The sequence below is a fragment of the Streptomyces sp. CNH287 genome (assembly GCF_000424825.1).
Window position 1 is genome coordinate 25,207 of sequence record NZ_AUKQ01000023.1, and the last position, 19,969, is coordinate 45,175.

General features: G+C 73.2%; 22 protein-coding genes. 16 read left to right on the forward strand and 6 right to left on the reverse strand.

Annotated elements, in window-relative coordinates; translation table 11 throughout:
• The first annotated feature begins 76 nt into the window (after window positions 1–76).
• From H299_RS0121455 to ygfZ, 9 genes are all read left to right on the forward strand, one after another.
• On the forward strand, window positions 77–943 hold the full coding sequence (locus tag H299_RS0121455; protein WP_199782482.1) for a hypothetical protein: 867 nt from the start codon (window positions 77–79) through the stop codon (window positions 941–943).
• Complete coding sequence (locus H299_RS35445) at window positions 940–1,674, forward strand: hypothetical protein (protein ID WP_051262700.1); 735 nt, start codon at window positions 940–942, stop codon at window positions 1,672–1,674. The genes H299_RS0121455 and H299_RS35445 overlap by 4 nt, the downstream gene beginning before the upstream one ends.
• Entirely contained in the window at window positions 1,671–2,519 is an 849-nt protein-coding gene (locus H299_RS0121465) for a hypothetical protein (protein WP_027750080.1), read from the forward strand. The genes H299_RS35445 and H299_RS0121465 overlap by 4 nt, the downstream gene beginning before the upstream one ends.
• 221 nt (window positions 2,520–2,740) lie before the next feature.
• Window positions 2,741–3,319: a heme-binding beta-barrel domain-containing protein gene (locus H299_RS0121475; RefSeq protein WP_027750082.1), complete on the forward strand. Its 579-nt coding sequence runs from the start codon at window positions 2,741–2,743 to the stop codon at window positions 3,317–3,319.
• Between the two features lie 182 nt (window positions 3,320–3,501).
• Window positions 3,502–4,581, forward strand: coding sequence for an iron chelate uptake ABC transporter family permease subunit (locus tag H299_RS0121480; RefSeq protein ID WP_027750083.1), 1,080 nt, complete (start codon window positions 3,502–3,504; stop codon window positions 4,579–4,581).
• Window positions 4,581–5,357 carry an ABC transporter ATP-binding protein gene (locus tag H299_RS0121485; protein ID WP_027750084.1) on the forward strand — a complete coding sequence of 259 codons (777 nt, stop codon included), beginning with the start codon at window positions 4,581–4,583 and terminating at the stop codon, window positions 5,355–5,357. Before H299_RS0121480 ends, H299_RS0121485 begins: the two co-directional genes overlap by 1 nt.
• A 78-nt stretch (window positions 5,358–5,435) precedes the next feature.
• On the forward strand, window positions 5,436–6,470 hold the full coding sequence (locus H299_RS0121490) for an ABC transporter substrate-binding protein (protein WP_027750085.1): 1,035 nt from the start codon (window positions 5,436–5,438) through the stop codon (window positions 6,468–6,470).
• An 83-nt stretch (window positions 6,471–6,553) separates the two neighbouring features.
• A complete protein-coding gene (locus H299_RS35450) occupies window positions 6,554–7,042 on the forward strand; it encodes a Fur family transcriptional regulator (protein ID WP_037759954.1) in 489 nt (162 codons plus the stop codon).
• Between the two features lie 52 nt (window positions 7,043–7,094).
• The gene (gene ygfZ, locus H299_RS0121500) at window positions 7,095–8,066 is read left to right on the forward strand and encodes a CAF17-like 4Fe-4S cluster assembly/insertion protein YgfZ (RefSeq protein WP_027750086.1); all 972 of its coding nucleotides are present in this window, start codon (window positions 7,095–7,097) and stop codon (window positions 8,064–8,066) included.
• A 72-nt stretch (window positions 8,067–8,138) separates the two neighbouring features.
• Here the strand turns inward: ygfZ and dtd are convergent, their stop codons facing one another.
• Entirely contained in the window at window positions 8,139–8,582 is a 444-nt protein-coding gene (gene dtd / locus H299_RS0121505) for a D-aminoacyl-tRNA deacylase (RefSeq protein WP_027750087.1), read from the reverse strand.
• Window positions 8,583–9,010: 428 nt separating this feature from the next.
• Here dtd and H299_RS0121510 point away from each other — a divergent pair, with 428 nt between their 5' ends.
• The 4 genes from H299_RS0121510 (at window position 9,011) to H299_RS0121525 (ending at window position 12,577) form a co-directional block, all read left to right on the forward strand.
• The gene (locus H299_RS0121510) at window positions 9,011–9,502 is read left to right on the forward strand and encodes an RsiG family protein (protein ID WP_486587363.1); all 492 of its coding nucleotides are present in this window, start codon (window positions 9,011–9,013) and stop codon (window positions 9,500–9,502) included.
• 215 nt (window positions 9,503–9,717) lie between these two features.
• Window positions 9,718–10,752 (forward strand): asparaginase, encoded by a 1,035-nt coding sequence (locus tag H299_RS0121515; protein WP_078512921.1) that lies wholly within the window; start codon window positions 9,718–9,720, stop codon window positions 10,750–10,752.
• A gap of 80 nt (window positions 10,753–10,832) precedes the next feature.
• Window positions 10,833–11,255, forward strand: coding sequence for a hypothetical protein (locus H299_RS0121520; protein ID WP_027750090.1), 423 nt, complete (start codon window positions 10,833–10,835; stop codon window positions 11,253–11,255).
• A 68-nt stretch (window positions 11,256–11,323) separates the two neighbouring features.
• Window positions 11,324–12,577, forward strand: a complete 1,254-nt coding sequence (locus tag H299_RS0121525) for a GNAT family N-acetyltransferase (protein WP_027750091.1) — start codon at window positions 11,324–11,326, stop codon at window positions 12,575–12,577.
• A gap of 65 nt (window positions 12,578–12,642) precedes the next feature.
• Here H299_RS0121525 and H299_RS0121530 read toward each other — a convergent pair whose 3' ends face one another.
• A complete protein-coding gene (locus H299_RS0121530) occupies window positions 12,643–12,825 on the reverse strand; it encodes a hypothetical protein (RefSeq protein WP_027750092.1) in 183 nt (60 codons plus the stop codon).
• 266 nt (window positions 12,826–13,091) lie between these two features.
• Here H299_RS0121530 and H299_RS0121535 point away from each other — a divergent pair, with 266 nt between their 5' ends.
• Together H299_RS0121535 and H299_RS35455 are read left to right on the forward strand one after the other, a co-directional pair.
• Complete coding sequence (locus H299_RS0121535; RefSeq protein WP_078512922.1) at window positions 13,092–14,003, forward strand: winged helix-turn-helix domain-containing protein; 912 nt, start codon at window positions 13,092–13,094, stop codon at window positions 14,001–14,003.
• Window positions 14,004–14,060: 57 nt separating this feature from the next.
• Window positions 14,061–15,194, forward strand: a complete 1,134-nt coding sequence (locus H299_RS35455; protein WP_051262703.1) for an aminoglycoside phosphotransferase family protein — start codon at window positions 14,061–14,063, stop codon at window positions 15,192–15,194.
• A gap of 9 nt (window positions 15,195–15,203) precedes the next feature.
• Here the strand turns inward: H299_RS35455 and H299_RS0121545 are convergent, their stop codons facing one another.
• The 4 genes from H299_RS0121545 to H299_RS0121560 all read right to left on the reverse strand — a co-directional run bounded on the left by H299_RS0121545 (window position 15,204) and on the right by H299_RS0121560 (window position 18,796).
• Window positions 15,204–16,340, reverse strand: a complete 1,137-nt coding sequence (locus H299_RS0121545) for an oxygenase MpaB family protein (protein ID WP_037759973.1) — start codon at window positions 16,338–16,340, stop codon at window positions 15,204–15,206.
• Between the two features lie 93 nt (window positions 16,341–16,433).
• Window positions 16,434–17,486, reverse strand: a complete 1,053-nt coding sequence (locus H299_RS0121550) for a polyprenyl synthetase family protein (protein ID WP_027750095.1) — start codon at window positions 17,484–17,486, stop codon at window positions 16,434–16,436.
• Window positions 17,479–17,757: a hypothetical protein gene (locus H299_RS0121555; RefSeq protein WP_027750096.1), complete on the reverse strand. Its 279-nt coding sequence runs from the start codon at window positions 17,755–17,757 to the stop codon at window positions 17,479–17,481. Before H299_RS0121555 ends, H299_RS0121550 begins: the two co-directional genes overlap by 8 nt.
• A 184-nt stretch (window positions 17,758–17,941) precedes the next feature.
• The gene (locus H299_RS0121560) at window positions 17,942–18,796 is read right to left on the reverse strand and encodes an NAD-dependent epimerase/dehydratase family protein (protein ID WP_027750097.1); all 855 of its coding nucleotides are present in this window, start codon (window positions 18,794–18,796) and stop codon (window positions 17,942–17,944) included.
• Between the two features lie 127 nt (window positions 18,797–18,923).
• Here H299_RS0121560 and H299_RS0121565 point away from each other — a divergent pair, with 127 nt between their 5' ends.
• Window positions 18,924–19,757 carry an MmyB family transcriptional regulator gene (locus H299_RS0121565; RefSeq protein ID WP_027750098.1) on the forward strand — a complete coding sequence of 278 codons (834 nt, stop codon included), beginning with the start codon at window positions 18,924–18,926 and terminating at the stop codon, window positions 19,755–19,757.
• Window positions 19,758–19,969: the final 212 nt, after the last annotated feature.

Genomic DNA, 19,969 nt, shown 5'->3' on the forward strand with positions numbered 1-19,969 from the left:
CCGTGCGTACAACCCCCCTCACTCTGCTCTGGTCTGCACCTACGCAACACAGCCGAGGAGAACCCGAGGAGAATTCGTGGAGCAAGCTCCTGCTCCGACTCCACCAGAGTCGAACACCCCCGCCACCCCCGCCACTCCGGACACCCCGGACACCCCCGCCACTCCGGACACCCCGGACACCCCGGACACGCCAGCTGCGGGCCCGCCGTCCGGGCAGCCACGGCGGCGAAGACGTACCGCCTTAACCCTCGCCTCCGCCACGGTGCTCGGTATCGTCGCGGGCCTTGCCATCGGATACACCGTGCAGGCCGACCGCGCCCCCACCCCGCTCCCGCCGCTGTCGCAGGACCGGCTCGCCTACCCGGACAAGCCCGCCCCGAAGGGCGCGGCGGAGCCGCTGTCCGCGAAGCAGGACCACAAGGTGAAGACCGACGGGGACCTGCGGAAGCTGCTGCTGCCGAAGCCGCGCGGGGCGCGGACGATGACCGCGGAGGGTGGTGAGGACGGCTGGCTGTCCCCCGTCGACTACGCGAGCTACCACCAGGATTCAGCCGGGCACTTCCGCGAACTCCTGAAGTCGGATGTACGCCGTATCGCCAGCCGCACCTGGGCCACGGACGAGCGCACGGTGATGATCGCCCTCATCCAGTACCGCAACGTCAAGGAACAGACCTCGGTCGAACAGATGCTGCGCGCTCAGGAGTCCTTGATCCGCTGGTCCGAGTACGGGGAGCCCGAATTCGGCACAGACATGAAGGACATCCCTCTGGGCATGTACTACCTCCGCGAAGCGGGCGCCGGCTCCTCGCCGCCCTCCGACACCGCGGCCGCCGCCTACGCCACGCGGGGCGACATCATGATGGAGATCACCGTCTTCAGTGCAGAGCCGGTGAAAGAGCAGGAGATCGCCGGTCTCGCCGAGCGCCAGTGGGAGCGGCTGTGAGGGGCGCCGGGAGGATCACGGCCACCGTCCTGACCACAGTGCTCGTGCTCGGCGCCGCAGGCGGCGGGATCACCTACACCGCCTTCACCGTCGGTGGAGCCGACCGCACCGCCCCGACCGACGTGTGGCGCAAGCCCGGCAAGGACCGCTCGGACGACGGACCGGCGGGCGACCTGGCCAAGGGCCGCACCGACACCGGGCTGAGCGCGCAGCTCCTGCCCGTCCCGGACGGCTACCGGCTGGGCCCGGACCACGGTACCGACGGCAACGATGCCGCCCTCGACGCCGAGGAGACCTACGCGCGCGCGGCGGAGGAGCAGAGCGCCGCACGCAGGGAGCGGATCAGGAGCTGGGGCCTCCAGGGCTCCGCGAGCCGCTCCTACACCCGCGACAACGCCAAGCTGACGTTCTCCGTCGTGCTCACCCAGGCCAAGAGCCGGAAGGCGGTGCGGGACCTGAGCAACGTACGCCACCTGGCGGCCGAAATGTTCGACGCCGGCCCGGGCCCCGTGATCGACGGCTACGACACGGCACGCTGCTATCTGCTGCACGGCCAGGGGGAGCTCAAGGTGTCCGAAACGAAGCTCCAGACGCTCTCCTGCTCGGGCTACCGGGGCAACACGGTGGTCTATCTGACGGCGAGCGGTGTCCTGCCCTTCCCCAAGGCGGAGATGGCCGAACTGCTGAAAAAGCAGCTGGACCGTCTGGAGCCGGAAGGGGAGCAAGTATGAGCGAGACCACCGGAATACCCGAACCGCGCGTGCCCGGAGCCGATCCGGTGCCGGACGCCGCACCGGCCACTGCCGCACCGCCTCCCCGCCCCGCGCTGCGCCCGGCCTGGCGCTGGGGCGCCGCCGTGCTCGTGTTCGCCCTGCTCACCGGCAGCGTCGCCTACGGTGTGACCCAGGCTGAACGCGGCGACGTGCCGGGCCTTGCCACCAAGAGCGACGGACGGTGGGACTACCCCCGGCTGAAGTTCCCGGCACTGCCCTCCGGCTCACCGCGCCCCTTCGCCAAGGGCAACCCGGCCCGCGTACACCACGCCGACCTCCGCGAGCTGCTGCTCCCCGCCCCTCGGGGCGCGAAGACGGACACATCACTTCCGGACATCGAAGGCGGCTGGATCACTCAGGACGACTACCTCGCGGTCTACGAGGAGAGCGAGCGGCGGACCCTCGGGCAGTTCGTGACCAGCTACGCGGTACGGCACATCGCCGCCCGTGGCTGGGCGATGCCGGACGGCACCCGGACTCAGATTCATCTGCTCCGGTTCAACACGCGCGCCTATCCGGAGCGTCTCGCCTACGGGACGCTGCTGGGGGAGTCGGACGTCGCACTGCCGCTGGAGGGCGGGGAGAACTCCGTGTGGGACCCGAGCTGGCCCAAGGACGCCAAGGTGCCGGGAGTCGAACGGCACGTCTACGACGAAGCAGCGCCGCGCGGCAAGCGCCACGTCCGGCATGCGTACCTCGTCGCCGGTGACACGCTGGCGCTGATCGTGCAGTCCCGGCCCGGCAGCGCCCCGGAGCTGCCGTTCCAGCAGACGGTGCTCCTCCAGTCGCAGCTGCTGGGCTGAGAACCGGCAGGCCACCGGCGCGTAGGGCGGCGGCGCACCTCACAGCGCCGCCGCCCGTGCGGACGACTAGACTCGGCGGCGGTCCCACGCCCGCCCAACCCCGCTCAAGGAGTGACCCCCGTGCTCGAGGCAGTCTTCCTGGCCCTGATGATCCTGGTAGTCATCGGGACGGGAGCGTTCTCCCTGCTGGTCGTCAAGAAGCTGTACCAGGGGCAGCGCTGATGATCGAGATCCCGTCCGACCTCCACCCCGACCTCGTCCCCCTCGCCTTCCTGCTCGGCAACTGGACCGGCGCGGGAGTGGCCGACCTGGAGGACGTCCAGGGTGCCGGGGCGGAGAAGTGCAACTTCGGGCAGGAGGTCTCCTTCCGCCACGACGGCCGGGACTTCCTGGAGTACTCCTCGCACAGCTGGGCGCTGGACGCGGAGGGCCGCAAGACCCACCCGCTGGAGACCGAGTCCGGCTACTGGCGGATCGACGAGGACCGGCAGGTCGAGGTCGTGATGATCCGCGACGCGGGCGTCGTGGAGATCTGGTACGGCTCGCTGGCCGACCAGAAGCCGCAGATCGACCTCGCCACGGACGCCGTCGCCCGGACGGCCCGCGCCACCCCGTACTCGGGCGGCAAGCGGCTCTACGGGTACGTCAACGGCGACCTGATGTGGGTGGGCGAGCGGTCCGCGCCCGAGGTGCCGCTGCACCCTTACATGTCGGCGCAGCTCAAGAAGGTCGTCGACCCGAAGGAATGGGCCAAGGACATCAAGGACCTGCCGGACGACGGCATCGCCTTCTTCCGCTAGGCTCCGCCCGCTCAACAACTCCACAGCCCACGCGCCCTACGGGGGAAGTCCGGTCCAAATCCGGCGCTGACCCGCAACGGTAGACGGAGCCGCATCTCTGCGGCCCCGTGAGCCCGATCACCCGTACGGCGCCCGCTCCTGTCGACTCGCCGTGGTCTGCGAGAAGGGTGCCGTCCTCCGTCGTGTCCGCCACCGCCGCACCACCCCGAGCAGCAGCGCCGCCGCGCCGGCTGCCCCTGCCTCCGCTGACAGCCGGGCTGGTCCTGGCCCTGCTGGTGTCCCTGATATGCGCCGTGGCGCTGGGGTCCTCGGACGTCGGCTGGGCTGAATCGTTCCGCTACCTCCGCGCGGGCCTGACCGGCGGCGGCATCGCGGCGGACGAGCAGGCCGCGTACACCATCGTCTGGGAGCTGCGCTTCCCCCGGGCCCTGCTCGCCGCCATCGTCGGAGCCGGGCTGTCGGCGGTGGGCGTCGCCGTGCAGGCCATGGTGCGCAACGCGCTCGCAGACCCCTTCATCCTGGGCATATCCTCCGGCGCCGCCGTCGGGGCCAACGCGGTGCTGTTGTTCGGCGCGTTCGCCTCGCTGGGGGTGTGGGCGCTGTCCGCCGGGGCGTTCGTCTCCGCGCTGGCCGCCATGGCACTGGTCTACGCGGTCGCCCGCACGGCGCACGGGCTCACCCCGCTGCGGCTGGTCCTCACCGGCACCTCGCTCTACTACGGCTTCACCGCCATCACCACCTTGATGGTCTTCGCCGCCGAGCACGGCGAGGCCGCCCGCTCGGCCATGATGTGGCTGCTCGGCAGCCTGGGCGGGGCGTCCTGGACCTCACTGCCGATCGCCGCCGTGGCGGTGGCCGCCGGGCTCGTGTACCTGCTCCTCTCCGCGGGCCGTCTCAACGCCCTGGCCATGGGCGACGAGACGTCCGCGACGCTGGGCGTGGACGCCGCCCGGCTGCGCCGCGAGCTGTTCGTGCTGGCCGCCGCGGTCACCGGGGCGGTGGTCGCGGTCAGCGGGGCGATCGGGTTCGTCGGCCTGATGGTGCCGCACGCCACCCGCATCCTCATCGGCGCGGACCACCGGCGGGTGCTGGTGGTGGCACCGCTGCTGGGCGCGGTGCTGCTGGTGTGGGTGGACGTGCTCTCCCGCGTCCTGCTGGCGCCGACCGAGCTGCCCGTCGGGGTGCTGACCGCCGTCATCGGCGTCCCCTGTTTTCTGCTGCTGATGCGCCGGCGCGGCGGCTATGCCTTCGGGGGTGCCTGATGCAGGTGGACGTCGAGAACCTGACCCTGACCGCCGCGGGGGCCACCCTCGTACGGGACGTCTCGCTGCGGGCGGGGAGCGGCGAGCTGGTCGGACTCGTCGGGCCCAACGGCAGCGGCAAGTCGAGCCTGCTGCGCTGCGTCTACCGCGCCGTACCGCCGGACGGCGGGACGGTGCTGCTGGACGGCGCCGACCTGCGCGCGCTCAGCCCGCGGGAGAGTGCCCGGCGGCTGGCCGCGCTGCCCCAGGAGACCGGCGGGGACTTCGAGTTCACCGTCGCCGAGGTCGTCGGGATGGGCAGACTGCCGCACCAGCGCGGCAGCGCGCGGGCCAGCGAACGCGACGTCGAGGTGTGCGCGGCGGCCCTGGAGCGGGTCGGCGCCAGGCACCTCTCCGAGCGGAGCTTCCCCAGCCTGTCCGGCGGCGAGAAGCAGCGGGTGCTGATCGCCCGCGCGCTGGCCCAGCAGCCGCGCGTCCTGGTGCTGGACGAGCCGACCAACCACCTGGACATCGCCCAGCAGCTGGAGGTCCTGGCGCTGGTACGGGACAGCGGGCTGACGGTGCTCACCGCGCTGCACGACCTCAACCTCGCCGCCGTGCACTGCGACCGGCTGTACGTGATCGCGGACGGCGAGATCGTCGCGGACGGCGCCCCGCACGACGTACTGGGGCCGGAGCTGCTGGCCGAGGTCTTCGGCGTACGGGCGCACCGGGTGCGGCATCCGGAGTCGGGCGCGGTGCAGCTGCTCTTCGACCGGCTCAAGGCGGGGCCGTAGCGCACGGCGCGCGCCCGCACGCTCCCGCACCGCCCTGTCCCGCGCTGTCCCGCTCCGCCGTCCCTGAAGGAGAGCCCCATGCCCGTACCCGCCCGCCGCCGACTCCGTACCGCCGCCCTCGGGCTGGCCCTCGGCGCGCTCACGCTGACCACCGCCGCCTGCGGCGCCGAGGTCGAGAAGGAGCCGGAGTCGGCCGCCGACAAGTCCGTCACGCTCACCAACTGCGGCAAGAAGGTGACCTACGACAAGGTCCCGGAGCGCGTGGTGACCAACGACGTCGGGATCACCGAGATCATGTTCGCGCTCGGCCTCGCCGACCGCATGGCGGGCTACGTCATGCCCGACGACAAGGGTGACCTGGACGGCGTCCCCTGGAAGGACGGCTACCGCGAGACGAAGTGGCTCTCCAAGAAGCGGCTCAACAAGGAGATCGTGCTCGACGCCCAGGCCGATTTCGTCTTCGCGGGCTGGAACTACGGCTTCAACGAGGCGGAGGGCATCACCCCGGCGGGGCTGAAGAAGCTGGGCGTCGACTCCTACCTGCTCAGCGAGTCCTGCCGCAACGGCGCGGAGACCTCGCGCGGCAAGGCCCGTGGCGTGATGCCGCCGCTCGAAGCGCTCTACACCGACCTGCGCAACCTGGGGAAGCTGTTCGGCGTGCCGGAGCGGGCCGAGAAGCTGATCAAGGGGTTCGAGCGGCAGATCGCCGACGCGCAGGCCCGTATCCCCGAAGGCCGGGACCGGCCGACGGTCTTCCTCTACGACGACGGGCGCGACAAGCCGTTCACCTCGGGCCGGTTCGCGGGCCCGCACGCGATCATCACCAAGGCAGGCGGCGACCACGTGATGAAGGACCTCGACGACAGCTGGACGACGGTCGGCTGGGAGACGGTCGTGGAGCGCGACCCGGAGGTCATCGTGATCAACGACTACGGCGACGTGAGCGCGGCGGGCAAGGAGAAGTTCCTCAAGTCGTTCGCGCCGCTGCGGAACGTCTCGGCCGTCAAGCACGACCGCATCTACACGCTGGACTACGTCGACCTCGTCGAGAGCCCGCGCAATCCGGCGGCCATCGCCGACCTTGCGGAGTACCTGCGCGGCCTCGACCTCTGAACCGCGCCCCGGGACAGCCCCCAAGGGCGCTCCCGCACCTCCGAGCCCGCCGGGAGGTGCGGGACAGCCCTTAGACTGGGCCCGTGGTTACCACAGACTGGCAGAGCGATCTCAGGGCGCGCGGTTACCGGCTCACCCCGCAGCGCCAGCTCGTGCTGGAGGCCGTGGACAAGCTGGAGCACTCCACACCGGACGACATCCTCGCCGAGGTGCGGCGTACGGCGGGCGGGGTGAACATCTCCACCGTCTACCGCACGCTGGAGCTGCTGGAGGAGCTGGACCTCGTCTCGCACGCCCACCTGGGCCACGGCGCTCCGACGTACCATCTCGCGATCCGGCACCACCACATGCACCTGGTCTGCCGCGACTGCGGCGAGGTGATCGAGGCCGACCTCGCGCTGGCGGAGCCGTTCACGGCGGCGCTGCGGGAGCGGTTCGGCTTCGAGACGGACATGCGGCACTTCGCGATCTTCGGCACGTGCCAGGACTGCGGGAAGGGCTCGGCGGCGAAGCAGGGCCCGGCAGGCGGTACGGCCACGGCAGGCGGGACAGGCGGGACAGGCGCAGCCTGATGAGGGCTGCCGGGCCCGCCGCCCTCCGGCCAAGAGCCGTACGCTGGGCGGTATGAAGAGCCCGCTCCTCGCACTCCCCGGCGCAGTGGCCGCCGAAGCCCCGGACGAAGGCGTCGCCGCGCACTACGGCGACCTCTTCCGTGAACAGCGCGCGCTGGCCGACGGCACCGGCTTCGTGGACCTCTCGCACCGCGACGTGGTCACCGTCACCGGTGACGACCGCCTCACGTGGCTGCATCTGCTGCTGACCCAGCACGTCAGCCAACTGGCCCCCGGCCACGCGACGGAGGCCCTGGTGCTCTCCGCCAACGGCCACGTCGAGCACGCCGTCTCCCTCGTCGACGACGGCACGACCACCTGGATGCACACGGAGCCGGGGAAGGCGGCGGACCTCGCCGGCTACCTGGAGAGCATGAAGTTCTTCTACCGCGTCGAGGTGGCGGACCGCACCGAGGAGTACGCGATCGTCCACCTCCCGGCGGGCTCGATCACCGAGGCCCCGGCCGGGGCGGTCGTGCGGGAGGCGGCGTACGGCCGCGAGCTGTTCCTGCCGCGCGGGGCGCTGGAGGAGTTCGCCTCGGCGCACGGCCCCGCCATCGGCGTGCTGGCGCACGAGGCGCTGCGCGTCGAGGGCCACCGGCCGCGTCTGGGGCTGGAGACGGACCACCGCACCATCCCGCACGAGGTGGGCTGGATCGGCCCGGCCGTCCATCTGGACAAGGGCTGCTACCGGGGCCAGGAGACCGTCGCCCGGGTGCAGAACCTGGGCAAGCCGCCGCGCCGCCTGGTCTTCCTGCACCTGGACGGCAGCGAGGTGCGCATCCCCGTGCACGGCGACGCGGTCCGGCTCGCGTCGGACGGCGCGGAGGGCCGCCAGATCGGCTTCATCACCACCTCGGCCCGCCACCACGAGCTGGGGCCGGTCGCCCTGGCCCTGGTGAAGCGGAACGTGCCGACGGACGCCGCGCTGATCGCGGGCGAGGAGGCGACGGCGGCGGCCCAGGAGGTCGTGGTCACCCCCTGAGAGAGGCTCTTGCGCCTCCCGCGCGCCACGGGCGCACCGTGGCACGGGAGGCGCACCGGGGAGCACGCCGCGTCAGACCTCCAGCAGGACGGTGAACGGGCCGTCGTTCGTCATCGAGACCCGCATCGGGGCGCCGAACCGACCCGTCGCCACCTCGGCGCCCAACGCCCGCAGCCGTGCGACGAGTTCGTCCACCAAGGGCTCGGCCACCGGCCCCGGAGCGGCGGCCTGCCAGGTCGGCCGGCGCCCCTTGCGCGCGTCGCCGTAGAGCGTGAACTGGCTGATGACCAGCAGCGGAGCACCCAGGTCCGAGCAGGAGCGCTCGGGCCCGGTGCCGTCCGGCGGCTCGAAGAGGCGCACGGTCCACAGCTTGCGGGCGAGCCGCTCCGCGTGCTCCGGCGTGTCCTGGTGTGTCACGCCCACCAGGACGCAGAGCCCCTGTCCGCCGATCTCGCCGACGGTCTCCCCGCCCACCTCGACCCGCGCCCCGTCCACCCGCTGCACCACTGCTCGCATGGCCGCCATCATGCCCCGTTCGCCCACGGGTGGTGGCATGCGGCCGTATGGGTGCGAGGGCGGTGCGACCGGCGGCCACGCAGTGACACGATGCGGGTACGCGATGCGTACACGAGGTGCGTACCATTGCGACGCGGGCAAAGGGGACGAGGGGACGAAATAGCATGACAACATCCGGAGCCGGACGGACGCCTCGCGGTGCACCGGACGTCCCTACGACCACGGCAGACACACCTGCCCCAGGAGTCCTGGAGGGACCCACGCGTCCTCACCACCGGCCCCCGCGCCAGCGCGGCCCGCACGAGACCCGTACGGCGCGAGAGGCCCGCGAGCCGCGAGAGGCCCGCGAGCCGCGTGCGGTCCGCGAGCCCGGCGGGCCGTACGAGGCGCGCGGCGACGCCCCCGGCGTCCGGGACGCCCTCGACGCCCTGTGGGCGGACCAGCCGCCCGACCTCCTGGCCCTGCACCTGCCCGAGCTGCGCACCCTGCGCCGCTCGGCCCAGCAGGAGGAGGCCGACCTCAGCTACGTCCGGCGCATGCTCCAGGGCCGGATCGACATCCTGCGGGCCGAGCTGACCCGGCGTACGGCCCCGACGTCGGCGCTGATCGACCTGCTGCCGCAGATCCTGGCGGACGGCCCGTCCCGGCACCGCTCCTCCGCCCGCCATGTGACACTCGGCACCCCGCACGGCGAGGAGTACCGGCAGCTGGCCGAGGACATGCTCGGCGAGGTGGAGCTGTCCGACCTCACCGCCCGTACCGACGAGGAGCTGCGCACCGCGATGGCCCGGCTGGTCGGCTACGAGCAACAGGTCTCCCGGGGCCGCCAGTCGCTCCAGCGGACGGCGGACGGGTGCAGCGCCGAGATCGCCCGCAGGTACCGCATGGGCGAGGCGCAGGTGGACGACCTGCTGCCCTGACACCCCCGGCGGGCGCACGGCGGCGCAGGTCCGGCGGGGGTGCGGACGGCGGGGGTGCGGACGGCGGGGGTGCCCAGGTGAGGCGCCTGTCGGGGCCGCGGCGCGGGCGGCTACCGTGAGAGGCACAGACCTGCCACACAGCGCACCGCCGCACCCCCGCCCACCACCCTCGGGCGAGCGGGAGCGGAGGGGCGCAGGGAACCGGAAGGCCCCCGATGTCCTCCACCACGCCCGCGGGCGCCCCCGTCCCGCCCGCCGCAGCGGCCTCGCGCGACGGCCGCGCCGGCCGCACCGGAGCCTCCGCCGCTCCGCCCGTGCTGGCGGAGGTGGTGCGTTCCGGCTTCGTGGAGGGGCGGCACCGCGGCTCGCTGGTCGTGCTGGACGCCGACGGCGGCGTACGCGAGGACCTGTCCCTGGGTGACGTCGCCTCCCCCGTCTTCCCCCGCTCCGCCAACAAGCCGGTGCAGGCCGCCGCCGTGCTGCACGCCGGGCTCGACCTCGCCGGGGAGCGCCTGGCGCTGGCGGCGGCGAGCCACTCCGGCGAGGCGTTCCACCTGGAGCTGGTGGAGCGGATGCTCGCCGAGGAGGGCCTCACCGAGGGGGACCTCCAGTGCCCGCCGGACGCGCCGCTCGACCCGGTGGAGGCGGCGGCGCACCTGGCCGCCGGGCGGCCCCGTACCCGGCTGGTGATGAACTGCTCGGGCAAGCACACGGCCATGCTCGCCGCCTGTGTGCGGCAGGGCTGGCCGCGGGAGAGCTATCTCTCCCCGGAGCACCCCTTGCAGCGGCTGGTCGCCCAGCGGCTCGCCGCGCTGGCCGGCGAGCCCGTCGCGCACACCGGCACGGACGGCTGCGGGGCGCCGCTGCTGGCGATCTCGCTCACCGGGCTCGCCCGTACGTTCCGCGCCTTCGCGCTCGCCGACGGGCGGAGCCCGGAGGGGCGGGTGGCGGCGGCGATGCGCGCGCACCCCGAGTACGTCGCCGGGACGCGGCGCCCCGACACCTGGCTGATGCGCGAACTGCCGGGCACGCTGGCGAAGATGGGCGCGGAGGCCGTCCAGGCGGTGGCGCTGCCGGACGGGCGGGCGCTGGCGTTCAAGATCGAGGACGGGTCGACCCGCGCGCTGGCCCCGGTCCTCGCCCGTGCGCTGTCCCGGCTCGGTGAGCGCGCCCCGGTCCTGGACCGGCTCGCGGACGCCCCGCTGCTGGGCGGGGACGCGCAGGTCGGCGCCGTGCGGGCGGCGTTCTGAAGGGTTGGCGCAGGCCCCGCGCGGGCGCCCGCCGGGTCTGACGCGTGCGCGGAGCCCGCCCGCACCTACACTCTCGGCGCATGAAGCAGATCCTCTCCCTTGCGCCCAACTCACCGCTGGCCACAGCTGTTTCCGAGGACGGGGGCCTGGTCCCGCTGCGCGTCCCCGCCGGCTGGCAGGTCATCCACAACCAGATCTTCGCCCGGCGCCTGCCGGATGGAAGGGTCGAGGTCAACGACTCCGAGGACCTGTACTGGGCGCGTACCGCACCCGCACCGTGGCTGACGGCGGAGGAAGTGGCGGAGCACGGCGGCCTGCGGGCCCGGAAGATCACCATAGACGCCGGCTGGTACAGCGGCGCGGGCTTCCGCATCGTCGTCCTCGACCCCGGCTGGGACGAGGAGCGGGCCTCCTTCACCACCGAGGACCTCGACGAGTTCGTCAGCACCCTGGAGGAGTGGATGCGGATGATCACCCAGGAGGAGACGCTCCCCACGTCGTGAACACACCCGCGCGAGGCCGCACCCGGGGCGGACACCGCCCGGCAGAACACACCCTCTAGCTTGTGGTCATGACAGTCGACATCCGCACGCCGACCGAGGACGACCTCCGCGGCTGGCACTCCGCCGTTTCCACCGCCTTCCTCACGGGGCCGCAGGTCAGCGACGCCTGGATGGCGGCCCGGCGCCCGCCCATCGACCTGGACCGCACCCAGGGCGCGTACGACGGGGAACGCTGCGTGGGCACCTTCCGCACCACCCCGCAACGGATGACCGTCCCCGGCGGCGCCGAGCTGCCGTCCTGCGCGGTGACCAACGTGACGGTCTCCCCCACCCACCGCCGCCGCGGCCTGCTGACCCGCATGATGGGCAACGCGCTGACCGCCGCCAAGGAACGCGGCGACGCCTTCGCCTCCCTCGTCGCCGCCGAGTACCCGATATACGGGCGCTACGGCTTCGGCCCGGCCGCCTGGTGCACGCAGTACGAGGTGGACGTCTCCCGCAGCGGGCTCGACCCGCGCTACGCGGGCCCGCCGCCGGGCGAGGGCACCGTCACGTTGGTCGACACCGCCGAGGCCCGCCGCATCGGCCCCGCCTTCCACGACCGCTTCCGCGCCCAGCCGGACCGGGCCGGGGTCATCGACCGCATCCCGCACTGGTGGCGGCGCCACACCCGCGAGATCGACTACGACGACGGCCTGACCGTCCCGTACGTCGCCGTGTACCGGGACGCGTCCGGCGAGGTCCAGGGCCTCGCCACCTACCGGGCCACCGTGGACTGGCCCGGCAAGGTCCCCGACTGCACGCTCACCGTGGCCTCCCTCACCGGCACCACGCCCGCCGCCGAACGCGCGCTGTGGCACTACCTGCTGTCGGTCGACTGGGTCACCACCGTCCGCACCGGTCTGCGCGCCCCCGACGACCTGCTGCCCCTCCTGCTGCCGGACCCGCGCGCCGCCCGGATCAGCGCGCACGCGGACTTCCTGTGGCTGCGGCCCCTGGACGTGCCCCGGATGCTGTCGGCCCGTACGTACGCCGCCACCGGGACGCTGGTGCTGGAGCTGCACGACGCCGCCGGGCTGGCAGGCGGGCGCTTCCGGCTGGAGGCGGCGGCGGGCGGTGGCGGGGCGAAGGCGTCGCCCACCTCGGACTCCCCCGATCTCTCCCTGGACGTGGGCGAGCTGGGCACGCTCTACCTGGGCGACGAGGCGGCGACGCGCCTGGTGGCGCTCGGCCGGATCACCGAGCACACCCCGGGCGCCGCCGTGACGGCGGACGCCATGCTGCGCACCGCGCGCCGCCCCTGGTGCCCCGACGTCTTCTGACGGGCGCCGGGCGCGGGCGCGGGCGGGCACGCTCAGGCGCGGGCGGGCGTGCCTGGGCGCGGCCGTCAGGCGTGCACGAGGAGCATGGCCAGCAGCGCCGCTCCGGCGCAGCTGCACTTCACGTTCCCCGCCTTGATCCCGATACTCAGCAGCGAGAATCCGACCACGCCCAGCACTCCGAAGTGCCACTGCACCAACTGTTCGAAACCGACGACGAAGGCCGCGAAGGCCAGGGCGAGGACAGGCATGGCGATCCCTCCTTCTGGAGGACGTGGAGACAACTCATGACGGACGCCGGGGCCGGAGGCCCAGGGGCCGGGCCCCTGTGGCGCGGGGGCATCCGTACGCCATCGGACGGGGTGCCGGACGAGAACCAGTCACACGCGGTGGATTCCTCCACCACCATCGTTAGGTTGGCCACCAACTATGCTGCAATCTTTCCCAGTTGGCGCGAAGTTGAAAACCCTTGACAGACAACTCCCGCGAGTTGAGCGCAAGTTGTAACCTTCTCCGGGTGAGTCCTGATGAGACCGCCCCCGGAGCACACCGTCCCGAAGCCAGCAGAGAGGTGGCCGACGCACTGCGCCTGCGCATCCGCCAGAGCCTGTTGGCCCCCGGCGCCCGCCTCCCCACCCAGCAGGAGCTGGCGGCCGAGTTCGGCGTCCGGCGCACGGTCGTACGCCAGGCCCTCGGCCTGCTGGAGAGCGAGGGGCTGGTGGCCATGGGCCGGGGCGCTCCCGCGACCGTCACCGAACGCCCGCCGGAGCGGCCCGCGCCGTCCCGGGGCCCGCGCCAGGCGAGCGTGGAGCTGGCGGACCGCGTCCGCGCCGCCCTCGGCGCCGAGCACGTCACCCTGGACGCCTTCTCGCTCACCACGGAGACCCTCAACTCCGCCCTCTCCGGCGCGATGCCCGAGCTGACCACCGGGCGGCTGGCCCCCCGCTCCCTGACCGCCCGCGTGTTGCTGCCCAGCCCGGAGGCCCGGCTCGCCTTCCCCCGGGTGGTCTCCGAGGACCCCGCCGTCCCGGCCGCTTCGGCCGACTCCCGGCCGCTGTGGCGCCTCCAGGACAAGATGCGGCTGTACGCGGGCGCGCTGCGCGACCAGATCCTCTCGCTCCAGGAACTGGAGCTGGTCCCCGAGGTCTCCGTCGAGATCCGCACCGTGCCCCTCACCCCGGTGCACAAGCTGTACGTGCTCAACGGCGCCGAGTCGCTGATCGGCTACTACCAGCTGGTCGAGCACTCGGTGGAGATCGACGACGAGGAGCTGGAGATCTACGACTCGTTCGGCTTCCGCACCAAGCTCTTCCGCTCCACCAGCGGCCCGGGCAGCCGCGACGCGCAGGGCGCCGCCTTCGTCGAGGAGTCGCGGCTGTGGTTCGACTCGCTGTGGTCGACCCTGGCGCGGCCGTTCACCTTCGGCTGAGGGATAGTCTCAGCTCCCTGTGAACCCGTGAGCCCCACCAGCCCCGTACGGTGCCCGATGACGAAGCCGTCCCTCTCGCTGATCCCGCAGCCCTGGAAGCCCCTGTGGTGGCGCTTCGAGCAGCACCGCCGCCGGGCCGGCGGCATCACCCTGGAGGGCCACCACAACCGGAACTACGTCGTGGAACTGCGCGAACCCTTCGCCTCGACGGTGGGCGCGCGCGAGGGCGAGTACGCCAAGTTCCGCCGTCCGCTGCGTACGGTGCGGGTCGTGCCCCGGCTCTGGCGCAACGAGGCCGAGGTGCTGCGCGCGGTGCGCCCGTACGTGCCGCACGTGCCGCGCTGCCTGACCGCCTTCGGCCGCACCGCGCTCTACACCTACGCCGACGGCGTCCCGCTCTCACGCCTGGCACCGGCGGCGGGGCCGGTGGGTGAGGAGGCGATGGCGCGGATCGCGGAGATCTTCGGCCAGCTCGCGGCGGTCCCCCCGGCCGTGCTCCCCGCGCACCGCGAGCGGCTGCCGGCCGACGGGGACAGTGCCGGATTCCTGTGCCACCTCGCCGACTTCGCGGAGCACCGCGTCCACCAGCCGAGCCGCCGGGTCTTCGGCGAACTCTTCGACGCGCTGGGCATCCCCCGCGACGCCGTCACCCGCTTCCGCACCGAGGCCAAGGCGCTGCGCCCCCGGCCGTTCGGCCTGCTCCACACCGACCTGCACCGGGCGAACCTGGTGGTCCGGCCGGGCGGCGAACTCTTCGTCCTCGACTGGGAGACGGCACTTCTGGGTGACCCGCTGCACGACCTCGCCACGCATCTGGTCCGGATGGACTACGCACCGGACGAGCGCCGCAGGATGACGGAACTCTGGCAGGCCCGGATGTGCCGGGGCGGACTGCACGACCGGCTGCTCGGCTTCGAGGCCGACCTGCCGGTCTACCTCGGCTTCGAGTACGCGCAGTCGGTCTACCCGGACACGCTGCGCGCGGCGCTCTCGCTGGGGCCGGACGCGCCCACCCCCGCGTTCACCCGCGCCGCCGAGGCGGTCCACCGCGCGCTGGCGCGCGCCCGCGAACCGCTGGGCCTGACCGGCGTACCGTCGCCGGAGGAGGCGTACGAGGCGCTGCGCGCCTGGCACGCCACCCGCCGGGGGCGGTGGCGGCGGCGTACCGGACAAGACCGGCCCCGCGCCTGACGGGGCCGCTCACACCGTGGCGGGGGGCGGGGTCCAGCGGTGTGAGCGGGGCACCGCGCCGTCCACGCCGTAGTCCTTCTTGAGCTGTTCGGGGATGGCGTAGTGCATGACGCGGCCACGGGTGAGCGTCGACAGTTCGAGGACGGTCGTCAGCTGCCCGAGCCGGTCCAGGGCCCAGGCCCCGAAGGGGGAGCGGTCCTCCACGGTCTCCAGCACCTCCAGCAGGCTCGGCGCGATCCGCACCACGCTGTCCCAGGCCGTGCGCGGCACGCCCAGCCAGTCGGCGCCGGTGTCCCCGACCAGGTAGCGGATCAGTGCGGAGACGACCGGGTCGAAGAACGTGCCGGGCACGATCTCCTCGTACAGGTCGATGAGTTGGCGGGTCAGGTGCGCGCCCTCGTCGGAGGGCCCCATGTGGCGCAGCATGTACAGGTCGAGGAACTGCCGCGCCTCCTCGATGGTCTTCGGGGCCGCCTCCTGGTCGACCCCGAGGATGGCGCCCACCACCCGCCACGCGTAGAAGTAGGCCTCCGCGCCCTCGGTGGACATGTGGATGCCCAGGCGGTGCAGGCTGTCCAGTACGAGCAGGGAGAAGAACATCTGCCCGCCGATCAGGTCCTCCTGGCAGATCGGCGTCCCGAGGGCGGCGGTGTCCCAGCGGCCCTCCCGGGTGAGGTGGTGGCGGATGGAGGCGTGCAGCAGGCGCACCTTCTGCGCGGCGGGCAGGAAGCGGCCCCCGGCCTCGAACGCGTCGGGCTGCATCAGGTAGACGGTGAACTGGCCGGTCTCCGCCATACGCTTGGAGGGGTACTTCAGACCGTGGGTGGCCGAGAGCAGCCTCGCCACATTCGGCACGAGGTAGCAGGCGGGCATCGAGGCGAAGGAGAGGGCGGTCGAGATGTGCACGTTGTTGTCGAGGAAGAAGAGCCGGGCGCGCTCCATCTCGTCCCAGTCCACCCACGCCGGGGGTGTGCCGGTCGCGCGCAGATAGGTGTCCGCCGCCTCGGGCAGGCCGTCCGGCAGCGGGGCGCCGGCGGTGGACACGTACCGCATCAGGGAGTTGAAGCGGCCCACCTCGCCGCGCTCGAAGAGGGTGGCCACGACGGCGTCGGCGAGTGTGTCGCCGCTGCGGCGCAGGGCGTCCATGGAGTCCTGGGTGTACGTCGTCACGGGTGCGTCCTCACTTCGGCGGGCTGGTGGGCAAGGGGGCGGGGCGGGGGGGTGCGCCGTACGCAGGGGTCAGTGCAGCCGGTCCGTCGCCGACAGCGCGAGGTCGCTCAGGGCGCGCCGCGCGGGTGCCGGCGCGGCGAAGCCGTCCAGTACGCGGGTGGCGTCCTCGACCCGCGCGCTGATCATGTGCTCGATCCGCTGCGGTGCCCGCAGCGCCTTCATCAGCTCTCGGACGGCCGCGAGGTGGGCGCCGTCCAGCTCCTCGTGGCCCAACAGACCTGTCAACTGAGCCCGTTGGGCGGCGTCGGCGCTCTTCCAGGTCTCGGCCAGCAGCGCGGTGGGCCGCTGCGTACGGAGGTCGTCCAGGCTGGCCTTGCCGGTGCGCTCCGGGTCACCGAAGAGGCCGAGCAGGTCGTCGCGCAGCTGGAACGCCTCGCCCAGCGGCAGGCCGTACGCGGAGTAGCCCGCGCGCAGCCGCGGCCCGGCTCCCGCGAGCAGCCCGCCGATGAGCAGCGGCTGCTCCACGGTGTACTTGGCCGTCTTGTAGCGGATCACCTGGAGAGAGGCGGCTGTGTCCGGGCGGGAGCCGGTCCGCAGGAGTTCCAGGCACTCGCCCGCGATCAACTCCCGTGCCAGCGTGGCCCACAGCGGCCGGGCACGGGCGAGGTAGGCGGCGGGAAGGCCGCTGGTGGCGAAGAGCTGCCCGGCGAGCGCCATCAGCAGGTCGCCCACGAGCATCGCCAACGCCCGTGCCTGGGCGTCGCTTTGCGGCTGCTGCGCCACCGCGCTGCGCAGCGCGACGTGCACGGTGGGACGGCCGTGGCGCAGCGGGCTGTCGTCGATGAGGTCGTCGTGGACGACGGCGGCGGCGTGCACGAGCTCCATCGAGGCCGCCGCCCGCAGCAGCGCCTCGCTGTCCGGCTGCCCGGCGGCCCGCCAGCCCCAGTAGCAGAACGCCGCCCGCAGCCGCTTGCCCTCCCCGGCCGCCGCCAGGACCTGTTCCGCCACCGGCGCCAGTTCGGCGTCGACGGCCAGCAGCAGCCCCGTCTCCTCCGCCAGGAACGCGCGTAAGACGGCGTCGACACGGGCCTTGAACGCCTTCGGCTCCCACCGTTCAGACATCGCTGCGCGGCGCCGCCCGGCGGGCCAGCACCTGCTGGGCCAGCACCTCCAGGTGGGCGGGCGGCGCCACCGCGTAGCGGTCCAGGACGAGTCGGCCGCGCGCGCTCAGCTCCTTCTCGGCGTCGGCGGCGAGTTCGGCTCCGTCGGCGCGGCGCAGCAGCCCGCGCACCTTCCCCACGGCGGAGCCGACCCCGCTCACGGCCACATCCGCCAGGCCCACCGCCAGGACGATCACCTGCCGGTCCAGGCCACGGCTCGTCTCGTACGTCATCCGTCCCCCCTTCGTCCCGGCTCAGCGCCTCGCCGGCCGGACACGGTCGACCACAGGCTCCCGCGCCTGCGACGGGCGAAACGGCGAATCCCCCCAACGGGTGAGGCGCGAGACATACGTCCGAGAACGACCCGGCGGGTGTCGGGTGGACAGCGGCACGCTCCGGCCGGTGCCGCGACCCGCCCTACATCACCCCCGCGTCCCACGCCGCCCACACCGTCGGGAAGTGCGGGCGGTAGCCCAGTTCGTGGCGGATGCGGGCCGTCGAGAGCACGCTGTGCCAGGGGTCCGGGACCTCCCTGCCGTACGCCTCCGGAGGCACCGGCAGACCGTGGAGCTGGAAGAGATCGACGGCGGTGACCGGGGCGTCGTCCGCGATGTTGTAGACACCCCGCGCCCCGGGCGCGTACAGGAGCCGCCGCAGGCCCTGCGCCACATCCGCGTGGTGGCCCATGTGCAGGCGCTGCATGGCGGGCCAGTGCGCCGCCCGCTCCATCGCGTCGGGCAGGTGCGGGTCCCCGTCGCCGTACACGAACGGCAGGCGTCCGATGCGCAGGTCCGCCAAGCCGTCCAACGCCGCGAGCCCGCGCTCCGCCTCCCACTTGGACTCGGGGTACGCGCTCCACAGCTGGCCGCCCGGCACCGTCTCGTCGTCCTCCACCAGCGCCCTGCCCCGCCCCGTGCCGTACACGAGTCCCGTGCTGACCTGCACGAACCGTCGCACGCCGGAGGCCACCGCGGCCCGGCCCAGCTCGATCGCCGCGTCCCGGTTCACCGCCCGCGCCTCCTCGTCCGGCACCCCGCGGAACGCGGCGGCGACGTTCACCACCGCGTCCACGCCGGCCGTCGCCTTGCCGAGGACCTCCGCGTCGCGCAGATCGCCGACGCTCACCTGCGCCCCGAGCCCGGCGAAGTGCTCACCGCTCGCCGCGTCCCGCACCAGAACCCGCACCTCGTGGCCGGGCACCGCGCTCCCCAGGAGCCGCGGCACGAACCGCCGCCCCACCTGGCCCGTCGCTCCCGTCACCAATGTCAGCATGGCCGCCTCCTCGTCGTCGTCGCCATCTCCGAAGCCTGCGGGAGCGCCGTCGGCGGCGGGAGAGACGCGGTTGTCCAGGGACCGGCGCTCCCTGGATACGGCCTCGGCTCCGGGGGATGCTGGCACCGTGGACCGAATCGAACTCGCCGACTTCCTGCGGCGCGCCCGCACCCGCCTGGCCCCTGCCGACGTGGGCCTGAGCGCGGGTCCGCGGCGCCGCACTCCGGGCCTGCGCCGCGAGGAGGTGGCGCAGCTCGCCGGCATGTCCACGGACTACTACACGCGGCTGGAGCAGCGCCGCGGCTCCCACCCGTCGCGGCAGCTGCTCACCGCGCTCACCCGCGCCCTGCGGCTCACGAGCGCGGAGCGCGATCACCTGTTCCACCTGGCAGGCGTGGAGCCGCCGCGGCCCGGCGGCTCCTCGGACCACGTCCGCCCGGGGCTGCTGCTGATCCTGGACCGGTTGCACGACCTCCCGGCGGCGGTGCTCAGCGACTGGGGCGAGGTGCTCGCGCAGAACACGATGTCGGTGGCCCTGACCGGCGACCACACCGGGGCGAATCTGGTCCGCCGGTGGTTCACGGTGCCCGGCACGCGGCTCCTCTTCCCGCCCGAGCACCGCGAACAGCAGGCCCGCGCACACGTGGCAAGCCTGCGGGCGGTCGCCGCGGCCCGCCCCGACGACCCGGGTCCGGCCGCCCTGGTGAGCGAACTCCGTACCGGCTCACGGGAGTTCGAGGCGCTGTGGACGTCGCATGACGTCGCGGTGCGGCGCCCGTCGCCGAAGCGCTTCGTGCACCCGGTCGTCGGCATCCTCGACCTCGACTGCGAAGTGCTGCTCAGCGACGGCCACAGCCAGCAGCTCGTCGTGCACTCGGCGCGGCCGGGCACGCAGACGTACGAGCGGCTCGAACTGCTGCGGGTCGTCGGCCCCCAGGACCTGGTCCCCAGTTCGTCCTGAGCGGGGGCACCGCAGCCGTTCCCGCGCCGGGCGCACCCCCGACGGGCGAAGCGTCGGACGTATGACCGACACCTCGCCCAGCGAGTGTCGGGTGGACAGCCCGTCCCGGCACCGTGTCCTTGGGACCGCTCGCTCGTTGCTCAGACGCCAAGGCCGCCACTGAGGCGCGTCGAGGGGGGACGGACGATGAGCGATTGGTTCACCGCCGGGAT

Coding starts and splice junctions, on each gene's coding strand:
- H299_RS0121490 (WP_027750085.1), top strand. CDS start 5,436: ATGCCCGTACCCGCCCGCCGCCGACTCCGTACCGCCGCCCTCGGGCTG.
- H299_RS0121525 (WP_027750091.1), top strand. CDS start 11,324: ATGACAGTCGACATCCGCACGCCGACCGAGGACGACCTCCGCGGCTGG.
- H299_RS0121530 (WP_027750092.1), bottom strand. CDS start 12,825: ATGCCTGTCCTCGCCCTGGCCTTCGCGGCCTTCGTCGTCGGTTTCGAA.
- dtd (WP_027750087.1), bottom strand. CDS start 8,582: ATGCGAGCAGTGGTGCAGCGGGTGGACGGGGCGCGGGTCGAGGTGGGC.
- H299_RS0121485 (WP_027750084.1), top strand. CDS start 4,581: ATGCAGGTGGACGTCGAGAACCTGACCCTGACCGCCGCGGGGGCCACC.
- H299_RS0121515 (WP_078512921.1), top strand. CDS start 9,718: ATGTCCTCCACCACGCCCGCGGGCGCCCCCGTCCCGCCCGCCGCAGCG.
- H299_RS35455 (WP_051262703.1), top strand. CDS start 14,061: ATGACGAAGCCGTCCCTCTCGCTGATCCCGCAGCCCTGGAAGCCCCTG.
- H299_RS0121550 (WP_027750095.1), bottom strand. CDS start 17,486: ATGTCTGAACGGTGGGAGCCGAAGGCGTTCAAGGCCCGTGTCGACGCC.
- H299_RS0121475 (WP_027750082.1), top strand. CDS start 2,741: ATGATCGAGATCCCGTCCGACCTCCACCCCGACCTCGTCCCCCTCGCC.
- H299_RS0121560 (WP_027750097.1), bottom strand. CDS start 18,796: ATGCTGACATTGGTGACGGGAGCGACGGGCCAGGTGGGGCGGCGGTTC.
- H299_RS0121545 (WP_037759973.1), bottom strand. CDS start 16,340: ATGGACGCCCTGCGCCGCAGCGGCGACACACTCGCCGACGCCGTCGTG.
- ygfZ (WP_027750086.1), top strand. CDS start 7,095: ATGAAGAGCCCGCTCCTCGCACTCCCCGGCGCAGTGGCCGCCGAAGCC.
- H299_RS0121555 (WP_027750096.1), bottom strand. CDS start 17,757: ATGACGTACGAGACGAGCCGTGGCCTGGACCGGCAGGTGATCGTCCTG.
- H299_RS0121520 (WP_027750090.1), top strand. CDS start 10,833: ATGAAGCAGATCCTCTCCCTTGCGCCCAACTCACCGCTGGCCACAGCT.
- H299_RS0121465 (WP_027750080.1), top strand. CDS start 1,671: ATGAGCGAGACCACCGGAATACCCGAACCGCGCGTGCCCGGAGCCGAT.